The sequence below is a fragment of the Wolbachia endosymbiont (group B) of Parapoynx stratiotata genome (assembly GCF_947250635.1).
Taxonomy (GTDB): domain Bacteria; phylum Pseudomonadota; class Alphaproteobacteria; order Rickettsiales; family Anaplasmataceae; genus Wolbachia.
Genome location: NZ_OX366335.1, coordinates 539,115 through 552,207, shown reverse-complemented (window position 1 = coordinate 552,207; position 13,093 = coordinate 539,115). Strand labels below are relative to the sequence as shown.

8 protein-coding genes are annotated in these 13,093 nt (G+C 32.4%); 5 read left to right on the top strand and 3 right to left on the bottom strand.

From position 1 onward, the window contains the following. The first annotated feature begins 86 nt into the window (after positions 1–86). Together OOT12_RS02420 and OOT12_RS02415 are read left to right on the top strand one after the other, a co-directional pair. Entirely contained in the window at positions 87–464 is a 378-nt protein-coding gene (locus OOT12_RS02420) for a TraR/DksA family transcriptional regulator (protein WP_254229723.1), read from the top strand. Between the two features lie 403 nt (positions 465–867). Continuing rightward, a complete protein-coding gene (locus OOT12_RS02415; protein WP_264374764.1) occupies positions 868–1,128 on the top strand; it encodes a hypothetical protein in 261 nt (86 codons plus the stop codon). A gap of 445 nt (positions 1,129–1,573) precedes the next feature. Here OOT12_RS02415 and OOT12_RS02410 read toward each other — a convergent pair whose 3' ends face one another. Together OOT12_RS02410 and OOT12_RS02405 are read right to left on the bottom strand one after the other, a co-directional pair. Then, positions 1,574–2,296, bottom strand: a complete 723-nt coding sequence (locus OOT12_RS02410; RefSeq protein ID WP_264374766.1) for a TomO hydrophobic C-terminal domain-containing protein — start codon at positions 2,294–2,296, stop codon at positions 1,574–1,576. Between the two features lie 122 nt (positions 2,297–2,418). Then, entirely contained in the window at positions 2,419–3,519 is a 1,101-nt protein-coding gene (locus tag OOT12_RS02405; protein WP_264374767.1) for an ankyrin repeat domain-containing protein, read from the bottom strand. 801 nt (positions 3,520–4,320) lie between these two features. On the opposite strand from OOT12_RS02405, the gene OOT12_RS02400 reads away from it, so the two are divergent. The 3 genes from OOT12_RS02400 to OOT12_RS02390 all read left to right on the top strand — a co-directional run bounded on the left by OOT12_RS02400 (position 4,321) and on the right by OOT12_RS02390 (position 11,846). Beyond that, positions 4,321–6,639, top strand: a complete 2,319-nt coding sequence (locus tag OOT12_RS02400) for a hypothetical protein (protein ID WP_264685361.1) — start codon at positions 4,321–4,323, stop codon at positions 6,637–6,639. A gap of 339 nt (positions 6,640–6,978) precedes the next feature. Next, the gene (locus OOT12_RS02395) at positions 6,979–8,235 is read left to right on the top strand and encodes a hypothetical protein (protein WP_264376371.1); all 1,257 of its coding nucleotides are present in this window, start codon (positions 6,979–6,981) and stop codon (positions 8,233–8,235) included. Between the two features lie 188 nt (positions 8,236–8,423). Next, positions 8,424–11,846, top strand: coding sequence for an OTU domain-containing protein (locus OOT12_RS02390; RefSeq protein ID WP_264685360.1), 3,423 nt, complete (start codon positions 8,424–8,426; stop codon positions 11,844–11,846). Positions 11,847–11,946: 100 nt separating this feature from the next. Here OOT12_RS02390 and OOT12_RS02385 read toward each other — a convergent pair whose 3' ends face one another. Beyond that, entirely contained in the window at positions 11,947–12,906 is a 960-nt protein-coding gene (locus tag OOT12_RS02385; protein ID WP_264688607.1) for an IS110 family RNA-guided transposase, read from the bottom strand. Between the last annotated feature and the right edge of the window lie 187 nt (positions 12,907–13,093).

The window sequence follows — 13,093 nt, the reverse complement described above, 5'->3', positions numbered from 1 at the left end:
ATAAATTATAGTGTTTACTTTGAGGGTAGTATAATTTTTTTTGTTTATAAGTTATATAAGTTTTAATATATTTTATTGATAATGCTATGGAAAAATTAATAAAAATAAAGTTACCGGAAGATTACGTTCCTTCAGAAAATGAAGAATATATGAACGTAAAACAACTGGAATACTTTAGCTTAAAGTTAAAATCAATACTCTCTGAACTGGAGAAACAAGATCTAGAAGATAGTAGTATTTATTCTGATAGTGAAAATGGAGAATTAATTAAGCGCCGAAAAGATAGAAAAGAAAAAATTAAGGAGGCGTTGGAAAAAATAAAATTAGGCATTTATGGTTACTGCGATGGAACGGGAGAAGAAATAGGAGTCGAAAGACTTAAAGCTAATCCGCTTGCTATGTATTGTATTGAAGAACAAGAGAGAATAGAAAAAGAAAAGAACGTGTATAACATTAATGATTAGAACTTGTCGGGAGTGTTAAATAAACTGTGTCAAACCGAGAAGTAAAGTAATAAATTGATAAAAAAATGGAGGTTTGACAATGAGTCAAGCAAACACAACTACCGGTTTGGTAGACTATAAAGAATTAGAAACAAATATCTTATCATCCAACTTGATATCTTTTTTCCTGGTAGGTTAAAAATCGAGTTGAACTAAAAATGCGATTTGACACAGTTTATTTAACACTCCCAGAACGTAATAAATTATTACGTAATTGGTCTCTAGGTGGAGCTGGTCTTGGAGGAGCTTGTGCTTTTTTCTTTTGACTTCGTCGATTTTTCTGTCAGATAATTCACGCTTGTCAGATTAAGTCTAAACTATTACACTTTATTGTATAACTTGCTTTTTTCAAATAGAGGACTATATGAGTAATATAAGTTTTTTGAGAGACATTGACTCCATTAGAATGAAATTGAATTCGGAATGTCTTGAGCGAGCGAAAATGCTTCACGCAAACCAAGATGAAGAATTATTAGAGCTTATGTGTATGGAGCAAGCTGAATTGATGTCAGCAAAGCTTGGATGCATTGAATATAATAATACAGAATTAGAGAAATTTGAGTGCCTTACAGAGCAGGAAAATAGGTTACAAGAATTATGGCTAGTCAAGAAGAGGTGCTTATGAGCTCTGATCAAGTTGGTGTAGTGTAGTATGATTTGAGTGATTCCATAAACGTAGTTTCAATAAGAAATGATAATTCAAGTTGAAAACAAATTGAGAATTGAAAGAAAAACTAGCCTTGTATTGGCTGAAAAAGAGGTTAGTTTTTCTTGTGTTATGGAAAAAACTAAAAAGAGAAATACCGATGTTATGGGGTGAACAACTGGAGAGGTTTTACGGGTTTAAGCAAGCTGTCTGCCAATAAAAAATAAGATAATTTCTTTAAAAGAATATATAAATTATTAAACTTTCTGCAATTCTTTAATCTCACTTATGGAAAGATTAGTAAATTTAACACTCCCACTAAATTGGATAAATTGACTGCAAAAAAATAACATTTTCAGGAAGGTAGCCTTTCATAGGTAACAAAGCCAACCTTCCTGATATTTCTCCTTACCTTGAGTTATAATCATTCCACTGTTATTTGATTCACTACAATTTCAACATTGCTATCTTTAAGTAAATTTGAAGGACTATTACAACAGTATATGACTGCAGCAGCAATTAGACAACAAACTCCAACTGCTATTCCTACCGCTAACATTCCTGAGTAAAATGCAATAGCTATTCCTGAAACAATTCCAGCTATTGCTAATGTGAAAGCACATACAGTAGGCAGTTTATTTTTTTCTTTACTTCGTGGAGCATCATTTGTTGGTGGAGAAACTTGTTCATCCGAAAAACAAGCCTGACTAACTGCTGGAAGTTGCTCAATATTTGGATTACAAAGATTTCCTTCTAGTAGTTTATTTTTTATGCAGTATTTAGCTGTCTGTACTGACAGTTTAGGACAGCTTCTCTCTTCACAATCTATTAAGTATTTTAACCTATCAGAATTAAACCTGCCCATAATACTGCCTAAACGCATTGGATACTTTTTGAATATCTTATCCTGTTTCCGCTTATCAAAGAAGGAGCATATACCGGAAAATGTTATTGCTCGAAAATTACATTTATAATATGCTTGTAGCCAGTGAATCAGTGGCTTCTGATTATGCAGAAAAATTTCTTTTTTTACTTTATTAGCTTTGTTAATTAAAATGTCAGCATATTCTGGATATTTCCCTTTTAAACCCTTTTCATTATCAAATTCATTACGTACATTTTCATTTTTTTCCCATATGTCAACCATTTTATTAACGTCACTTTCCCTTAAAAAGTCATATAGTGGCTCATTTCTTTCTTTAATCTTTTGAACTTCTTTTTCACATTTTTGAGAATGCTGGCAATAATTTTTTCTCTCCTCTGAAGAGTTTATAAATTCATTTTTTTTTGTAGGTTTTGATCACTTATATATAACTCAATAGCTTCTAACTTTGTTATATGATTTACTATTAGCCTACTCAGATCTGTGTTTTTAGCATTATCAGCAGTAGTAAGAGGCGTTTCCCCAGTTCGATTTACCGCATTAATATCTGCTCCTGCTTTTATTAGAGCTTGCACCACCTCTGTAGCGTTACGTTTTCCAGCTAAATTATAAGCATTTATTGAATTAATACTTAAGCCTATTTTTATTAGATCTAGCATTGGCTTTGTATAGACATATTTAGCAGCTAAATGCAAAGGAGTCTCTCCATCATTTGTTGTATTAACATCTCCTCCGTTTCTCATTAATATCTTTACTAACTCTAGCATTCCCATTCGAGCAGCAAAATGTAAAAGAGGTTTTCCTGGTATTCGATCTTGTGAGTTGATTGAGAGAGGGTATCTATCAGGATTTTCTAATATATATTCAATAACTTTTTCTCTAGGATCAAATAAAGCTGAATCCATAACCATCTTTTCTACGTCTTTTTCACCTGCAATTTGGTTATCAAAATATACTTTTGATAATAAGAATCTATAAAAGATCTGATATTCATTGCTGAATAATTTATCAAACTCAATTCTATGATCACGAAGTTCAGCTATAGCTTCAACTATTTTACAATCAATACTTCTGCTATGTATAATAAGCTTTTCAAGATTTTGTAGATGTGGAGATTTAGCTAAAGTTTTTATAGCTTCAACATCAATATCCTCCAAATTTAGATTAAGCTTTCTAAGATTCTGTAGGGATGAAGATTGAGCTAAAGTTTCTATAGTCCGAGTGCAGTACCAAGAATCTTGAAGACTAAGCTCTTTAATATGCTTGTTGCTTTGCAAAAATTCTATGAGTTGATTTACCAATTCTTGTTGCTTCTTGCTCATTATTTCTTGGACGACTTCTTCCCTTTCTTTCTCTTCTATATGCTTTTTATCATTTATTTTTTTAGTTGAAATCTTCTCATTTTGACCTAGATTTATTAGTGATAGCATAAAAGATGAAACTGAAAGTTTTTCACCTTCAACATATTGACTAAAATTAACTCTCATTGCATATTTGTTAATATTCTGACATTATTATAACAAGTATTACAATATTTATCAATTTATTAAAAATAACATAAAAACTTTTAGAAAATACTAGGTTTTGTAGTGTTACAAGAAATTTGTTTATTTACTCTTTCCAAAAACCACAAAAAAGTACCTACCTTTGTGAGAGCAGCTGAAATAAAAGCAGGGTTATAAAAATAAAAACGCAAAGTTGTTACAACAAAGTTAGGCAAACTAGTTCGTATATAAATTTAGTGAAAGTAAGCCAATATAGATGATTTTAGCGTGTAATAAAATCACTATATTAAAAAGTTCGTATGGTACACTTGGTAGACCAATCCATCCCAAAACAAACTCTTCTCACGGCCCTTGGTTTTGGTTGCTGGAAGTGGTTGTGTTTTTTAAGTTTTTAGCAATATTTATTCCTAGATTAATAACAGATTTATCTAAGAATGAAGAAGAATTAAGGTAAATTTATAGCAAAGATATAATAAAATAAACATAATCTTGCTTGTCAGCGCTAGTTTCAACTTTAAAAACATAAGCCTAGTGACTCAATTAAAGCTTGCATTTCAAAAAACGTAAAACAAATTTATGGATTATTAATGTGATGCTAATAGGCTGTTAATAGAATAAAATTATCGGATTATACTGACTGCTAATTTGTAGCTATTATTGCGATCTCTTGAATATTATATCTAATACTCTGGACTCATACATTGAGTCATAAAATTTAACTTGCTTATTTTTGAATACCATCAATAATTAAGAAAGTGATAATGGAAGCAAGGAGTGTTTTTTATGTTAGGCAAAGAGCGTTCGAAACGATTACGAGATGCTAGAACTACCCCATCAGAACAAAGTAGTGGTTCAAGGAGTTCAGCCAAGGAAAGTCCTGAAGCTGGTTCTAGCTCTGGAAAACGGAGGCGTTGTGTTGACGTAGTATCGAAGAGGCTGCACAATGAGGAAACTAAATTTGCTAAAAGTGTGATTGGTAGAGATGGAATACCTGAATTTGATCAGTTCTTAGATTGTTTAATTAGAGAAAAAAGACTAGAAATTCTGAAAAGAAATGGAATAAACCCAGCTAATATGTCCAGTATTTTACATAGAGCACGAGCTAATGCTGCAAAAGCTTTTAAAGAATTATATGACCTTTGGTTTGATGTAGAAGGAAATAAAACTCAATACTTAAAAACTCTAGAAGAAAAACGAATAAATCTATCTAGTGTCTCCAGTATTTTAAGTAAGGCAGGAGCTAATGCTGTAAAAGCTTTTAAAGAATTATACGATCTTTGGTTTGATACAGAAGGAAAAAAAACACGATACTTAATAAAACTAGAAGAAAGTGGAGTAGATCTAGTTCGTATGTCTAGTATTTTGCATGGAGCAGGAGCTAATGCTGTAAAAGCTTTTAAAGAATTATACGATCTTTGGTTTGATACAGAAGGAAAAAAAACACGATACTTAATAAAACTAGAAGAAAGTGGAGTAGATCTAGTTCGTATGTCTAGTATCTTAAGTGGAGTAGGAGCTAATGCTACAAAAGCTTTTAAAGAATTATATGACCTTTGGTTTGATGCAGAAGGAAATAAAACTCAATATTTAAAAACTCTAGAAAAAGAAGGAGTAAATCTATCTAATGTATCAAGTATTTTAGGTAAAGCAGGAGCTAATGCTGCAAAAGCTTTTAAAGAATTATATGACCTTTGGTTTGATCAGAACGGAAAAAGGACACGATACTTAATAAAACTAGAAGAAAGTGGAGTAGATCTAGTTCGTATGTCTAGTATCTTAAGTGGAGTAGGAGCTAATGCTACAAAAGCTTTTAAAGAATTATATGACCTTTGGTTTGATGCAGAAGGAAATAAAACTCAATATTTAAAAACTCTAGAAAAAGAAGGAGTAAATCTATCTAATGTATCAAGTATTTTAGGTAAAGCAGGAGCTAATGCTGCAAAAGCTTTTAAAGAATTATATGATCTTTGGTTTGATCAGAACGGAAAAAAGACACGATATTTAAAAACTCTAGAAAAAGAAGGAATAAATCTATCTAATATATCGAGTATTTTAGGTGGAGCGGGAGCTAATGCTGCAAAAGCTTTTAAAGAATTATATGACCTTTGGTTTGATGCAGAAGGAAATAAAACTCAATATTTAGAGCACTTTATTAAGAACAAAGATGGGAAAGAAGGTTTTACGTTACATAACTTATCTGGTATGTTAAGTAGAGCAGGAGTTAATGCTAAGGGTGCTTTTAAAAAATTGCATGATCTGTGTTTTAATGAAAAAGGGGAAAGAACAGAACTTTTAGATGATTTCTATAGGGAAGGTTTTAAGCCAAGCAACTTATCCTGTATGTTATGTGGATCAGGGGTTCATACTTCTTCTAATTTAAAAAAGTTGCATAGTGTTTGTTTTAATGAGAAAAGGGAAAAAACAAAGCTTTTAGATGATTTATATAAGGGAGGTTTTAGGCCATGTGATTTATGTAGTATACTGAGTGGATCAGCTGATAGTTTAAAAAAATTTCATAATTTTTGTTTTATAGGAGAGACAAAAAAGTATTTATACCATTTTTTAAATAAAGAAGGGGGTTTTACAGCAAGTAATTTATCTGGGATATTACACGGAGCAAAAGCTAATATTTGTTCTGCTTTAAAAAATTTTCATGATGTTTGTTTTGATGAGACGGGAAACGTAACACAGCTTTTAGATGATTTTTATAAGGAAGGTTTTAGGCCGGATTATCTATCAAATGTATTATCCATGGCAGGAAATAATGCCTCTTCTATTTTAAGAAATTTTCACACATCATGTTTTAAAGAAAATTATTTAAATCACTTCCTCACCGAGGAAAAACTTTTTACGCCGAAAAATTTATCAAATAAGATATTATATGGAGTAGGGATTAATGTTTGTCACATTTTTGAGAAGTTACATGATCTTTGTTTTGATAAGGCAGGAAATAAAACAGAATATTTAAACAATCTTATCAAAGATAATCGGCGTGAGGTATTTAGTATACTATATGAAAAAGTTAGAAGAGTTCCTTTTACTCCCTTGGATGATATATCGCTTCAACAACAGAATATTAGTGGAATAGGGAAAAGCAAATAAGAAGATGTCAATGATCTTGCGCGGTAGACCAACTGATTCCAAGAAAAATTGTTCTCACCGTCCCTGGTTTTGAGCACTGAAAATGGCTATATTATTTAAGCTATTAGTAAAATACGTTGTTAGATTAATACTAATTTTCTTAAGGAGGAATTTAAGGCAAACTCATAATGAAAACAGAATTTGAAGGTAAAGAAAAATCCCGTACCGACCTTCTTAAGAGACTTTTGCCTAAAACTACTTTGGGTTAGAAAATTTTCTACAATAATGATTGACAAGTTTTAAAGATAGAATACTATACTTAAAATGTAATTGATAATCTAATTAATTAAGGTAGTGGCTATGTTGCGTTCAGATATTCCAAAAGTTTTGTTTTCGTCTATTAAAGAGGATGATCCCCATAGAGCATCTAAGCTTTTTCAAATTGAACGCTGGTGCTATGCAAATTGGCGTCTGCACCAAAAAAGTGGCAAGAAAGGACGTAATTTTCTTGCACAGGTATTGTCTAGCGAGGATTGTTGGAAAAAAGTAGACAATTTACACGGAGTTAAGCTTGATAGGCAAATGGTAGGTAAAAAATTGATTGTGCAAAATTCAAATAGTCCTTTTAGTACTGATAAAAGATATGAGATTGCCTGTCGTTATTGCCTGGAAGAAGATATTATTGCTCTATTTGAAGAGAGAAAAAATAAACTATCAGCTCAAGGTAAGAGCAGTCTGTTGGAGTATGGTCACTTAGTTAAGACTCTAGGAGGCAACCTTTTAATAGTTTTTTGGTCACATTTTGTTAGTGGTTACATCTCTAAACTAAATTTAGATGGCTGTCATCCATATGAGTACGGGCTTAAATGTGCTGTGAGTCTTAAGCAAGAGCAGGCAGTGGAATTCTTCTGGAATAAAATAAAATCATTACCTGAAAGTGAGATGAGCGAACAGAAAAAGGATGAAATCTTGATGAAGACAGCAGTATATGTAGCAGGGAACCGTTGTAATAGTTATCCTGAAATATTCGAGTTTTATTTTAGTCAAATAAGTCCTGATAAATATCCAGAACTTCTAAAAAGAGACTTAGCTGAAAATGGTTATTATGGTAGTCTAAACACGCTACAGGGTGCACTTCGCTTTGATCAATTTCAAGCATTGTTTGACTATTTGAAACCAAGTAATGTTTCAGAAGATAAATATCTTGTCTGGCTACACTATATAAAAACAGAAAACAGCTCATATTATGCTGGTGAAGGTGCAAAGCTTTTCATGCATATGTGGAGAAAGGAGGGATTTGATAGCCATCGTACTTATGTGCTGAAGGAAGAAGTTTGTAATAGATCTTGCTTTCTTGTTACAAGTTTATTAGTACCTTGGGTAAATCAAAATTACATGGAACCGGTATGGGCAATATTAGATAAGGCTAATTCTGATCAAATTAAAGAATTTATGGATTCTAGGCAAGCGGAGTATATACGATCTGTGTTAGAGCAAAGAGATATTGATTCATTAAATAAATTTTTATCATACGGTAAGTCTACAGCTGAAGGGTTTACTAGCTTGACTGAGGTTAAATTAAGCAAAGCATGTGAGCAATTAGGGTTGGGCAATTAAGGTATTATAAGGCAATTCTATAAAACAGGTGATGGTTTCTTGTTACTACTTTAGCTTCTGTCAAAAAGGCGTTGCATTATAATATAAATGTTATATATCCAAGTTAGTATGCAGGTAAAAATAGCTTATATTGTTGATATCTCTGATAATAAATAGTGGATTTGGTATAATGTAATGAAGGGGGCTTTATGTTTAAGACACAATATCTAACAGATCACCTAAAAAAAGAAGGCGTTAATTCAAAGATTACCGAATTATCGGATCAAATACAATATATAGAGCAAGCTAAAGAATTTTATCAACTTAAGCGTTATCGTAGATCTGATGTTGATTCCGAAAGTGGAAGTCAGGTTAAGAGAATCGATGTTCCAGGAGACGGTAGTTGCTTATTTTGGTCTGTTACTATGGCTTACTTAATACCCGTCAGAAACGACGATGCTTTATTTCGACAAAGGTATGAAGTACTATTTGGAAATGATGGAACTGTAACCCAAAATTTAGATCATATTAGAGGTTTGGTTCGGAATTTAGGTGCTGCGAATTATGATGATACATTTGCAAATTTAGTAAGAAACGTATTTCGTAATCGAGTAGTTGATCACATAAGTTCTTATAGAAATGAGTTCAGAGATTTTGTTGAAGGTGATTTTGAGCGTTACTTGGAAAACATGAGGAACCCTGATACTTGGGGAGGTGAACCTGAAATAAGAGCAATGAGTGGAATGCTTAGCGCAACGATTAGTGTTTCTGGTGAGGTTGAAACTCAATATGGTAATGGAAATACTCAAATACAGTTATTTCATGTTGGTGCACCAGGTAAACGAAACCATTATAATTTTGGTCTTGAAAGGAATATTATTGATAATGATAAAGAGCTTGCAAAAGGCTTAAAAAGAGTCATGGGTAAAGTAAGACCACAAGACTTTGAGTTAATACAGTTATTGATAGAGGAAGCAAGTAAAGAAGTTGGTATAAGCCAGCAAGATGAGGATTTTAAATCTTTTGAACCGAGATTTCAGTCATTTGTGGATCAGATTCCATCTTATTTACACTCTGTAGAAAAAGCAGGATTTTTTACACACTTCTTCCTAGGGAGCTTTTCTACTTTGCCAGATATAAAAATTGCAGAAAAGTTAAATATTAAAAAGATTTATTTTAGTTTTGATACTTCAAAAACTTTAAAAGTAGCTATTGTTAAAAATGGTCAAATTGGAAATGCTGAAGATGCTATTAATAATATAGATTTATTTTCCATTTCAGAAGGTAAGCGTGGCCATCAGTTTACTGTTAATGAGTTGGAGAACATATTAAGAAAGAATATAGATAGGAGTAAGATTAGAGATCGGGATGTTGAGAATGAGATCCTAAATATTAAGAATGAAATTCAAGATAGAATAAAATCTAGATTAGTACAGATCTATAAAGGAAAGGGTGATATTTTTGTTAATATGGAAGCTAAAGAGATACTTGATTCTGCTACTAGCAAGGAATTTTATGAAATAGAAAAAGGAATATGGAATAATCCGGAAGGTGATATAGCGAAGCTATCTGATTCTGATGCGCAAACAGTTAGCAGGTCTTTAAAAAAAGTTCTTGAAAAAATTAATAACGTTCATTCTGAGTATGTAGGATCAGTAGTCTATGATAATAGTGCACGTGAAGCAGCACATCATGGATTTATGGTAGGCGTTTTCATGAATTTCCACTATAGGTATAATCTTAGAGTTTACCCAGAGCAATTTGCAGGAAGGGGTTATGCAGATATTATCTTGCTGGCTCGTGGTCCTGATCGTGCATTGGATTCTATTCCCATTATTATTGAATTAAAAGCGGGAGCAGGTTCTAATGCTACTCCAGATAAGGCTTTGCAGCAAGCAGAAAGGTATGCACAAGGTTTCCAACCAAATGTTCAGCGAGTTTTAACTACTGCAGATAACATTTTATATGTTGGTGTCAACCTTGATAATCCGTCTCCTATCTCTGATATTAAAGTATCAAATCGTGGAGAAGAAATAATTCCTCTTTTTCAAGATATGTTAAAATCCTCTGATGATTGGGATACGCAAGAGATTGGTAAAAGAGAATTAAAAGAACAGATAAAAGATAATATGGAACGTATTTATCATACGTTTCCTGGTACATCAGAGAAGGGAGATAATCATTATTTTAGTAGGTTTTTACTAGGGCAATCATTATTATTAAGTGAAGATTCAGGAACAAGTTTAAAAAAGTATATTTTTATCTATGGAGACAATATACCTACTGAAGTGCATCCTAATCTTCGTAGGCTTGGACGTCCGGCAGCTCAAAGAGCCAGAGAAAGACTGTCAGCTAACCTTGATGCAAGCCATGCAGTTGTAACAATGGTGCTCATCCCAGAAAATACAGAGAAGTTGGTTTATGTGATGAATATTGTTGAAGCTAACAGAAAAGATGTTTTGAACGGGCTGAATGAAGTTCTTCCTCTTGATAGATTAAATAGAGAAATAGGGAATAGGGAAATAATCGAATTAAGTCTTAATTTTGATACTAGATACAAGTCAGATTTTAAAAGATATCTTACTATTTGGGCTGAAAAATACAATTCTTTACAAGAGTACAACAACGGAGATAATAGATTTCAAGGTACTTTTAAAGAAGTTACTTATCCTAATGAGTTAAAAGAAACATTTGATAAAGCACTAGATATCCAATCCTTATCAATAAGAGGATATAGTAGATTATTAGAAAAAATTGGAGAAGGAATCTTTCCTTTTAAGAGTCTCGTTAATAAAGAAGCTCATTTCCAGGGAATATTGAATGGAGTGTTTAGTTATTATAGTGACTTAAAATTACAGGAATCACCAGAAACTAGAGCATTAGTTTTAACTGAGTTTCAAACTGGTAGAGGGGAACGTATTGACATGCTAGTTCATGGTATTAAGTTTGTGGCTCAAGGTGGAAATGCTGAGGAGTACACTCCAATAGGGTTAGAACTTAAGGCATCAAGGCAGGGTAAAGGGGCTCAAGCTTTATTGAGGGAAGCAAATGATCAAATAAATGAAGAGTACAAAGAAGGTGTTACCTATAAAACACTTACAGATGGTGATGAGGTAAAATTTATCGGTGTTGTTTTCGATAAAGGATCTAATAATCCGAATAAACTTATTTTAACAAGTAGGACAACCAAGGAAGGATTTATTCCTGTTGAAGTAGTTCATAGTTCAGTTCATATGCTGCCTACTGGTGAAGCAACACAATCTTTGAATAAGTTAAATCTTAATGGCTGTGCAAAGCAAAGCAATAGAAAGAAGAGAAGTATTAAATGTTTATTTTCAAAGGATGATGTGGAAAAGTTTAGTAAAGGAAGGGTAGATAAAAATAATGTAGGTAAGGTTATAATTGATAGTGAAAAGTTCCTAACTTATGTTAAAAGCAGTCAAGATGAAGGGAAAAATGCTCAGCTAATAGAGTTTATTGGAAACAAAAATATTGAGGGTGACTATAAATATTTAGTTGATAAGGTGATTGGAGCAGTTGTGTTAAAAGTCAATAGAAAAATACTAAAAATAAATTTTTACTTAGTGGACTATAAAGCCAAAGATGCTTTTAACACATTTTACGTAATTTAAGTTGTAGTATTTGATTTGAATTCTTTTAAGAAGTGTGGATGTGGATAAGTGCTTTCAGTCTGTGTAAGCGCACTTATCCACAACTACACTAATTTTCAATCTAAGCAGCTTTAGGGCTATATTCCTCAGTAAAAACCCTGCCATCTCTGATTAAAGAGTTAGCAAGGATAAGTAATTTTCTCATGGCAGCAGTAGAAGCAACTTTATATGGTTTTTTGTATTGATCGTATAGCCTATCAAAGAAGATTCTTATATAAGAATTGTACTTTTGTGCACTAAGAACACACATATGTAAAACTGTTCTAATCTGTGATCTACCACCTTGAATACATCTTTTTCCTTTACTAAAACCACTATCTCGATTAAAAGGTGCAACTCCAGAAAGGCTAGATATTTCTTTATGTCGGAGAGTTCCTAATTCTGGTAGATAACAGATCATAGTAATAGCTAAGATTCTACCTGCTCCTGGCATACTAGTTATTGATATGTATTTTTCTTTAAGCTCTTGACTTTGCTCAATCAATGTTATCATCTCGTCTTCTAAAACTTGAATTTGACTTTGCAAAATGGCAAGTAGTTCTTCCATTTGTTTGATTATGGATATATCAGTTACTTGATGAGCTTGAGTTTTTTGTATTTTTGCCATTTCCACTAATTGATTTCTGCGAGATAACTTTTGCTTCAAACTGTCAATATTACTAACCTTTAAAGGAGTAACACGCATATCTGTATTATTGATATAACGTGAGATGATGCTGCAGTCTATTTTATCAGTTTTAGTAGCGATACCAAGGCTTTTTGCATAATCTCTAACCCATCTAGGTTGAATAACATATACTTCGAAACCATGGCTTAGTAAAGTATAAGCACATAATTTTTCGTACCCACCAGTTGCTTCAAGTCCAACTTTGGTTACATTATGCAAACGTAAAAAGTCGAGTATTTGATCAATAGCTTGAACGTCATTTTCAAATACTTTATAATGTCCAAGTGGATGAATGTGGATATCTAGCTTATTTTTGCTAACATCAATGCCAGCAATGATATTTGATGAATTCATAATTCCTCCGTAAGAATAATATAATACTGCATTTTCCACCCTTATATACGAGCCTAAAAACTCAATCAGTTGTTCGGAACTATTCAGTATATAAACAGAGAAGAGAACCTTGCTCCAATACGGTCCCTTATGACCAAGATCTATGACGGTTCCTCTTCTCTATACATCTTTATATTACTACTTCTTA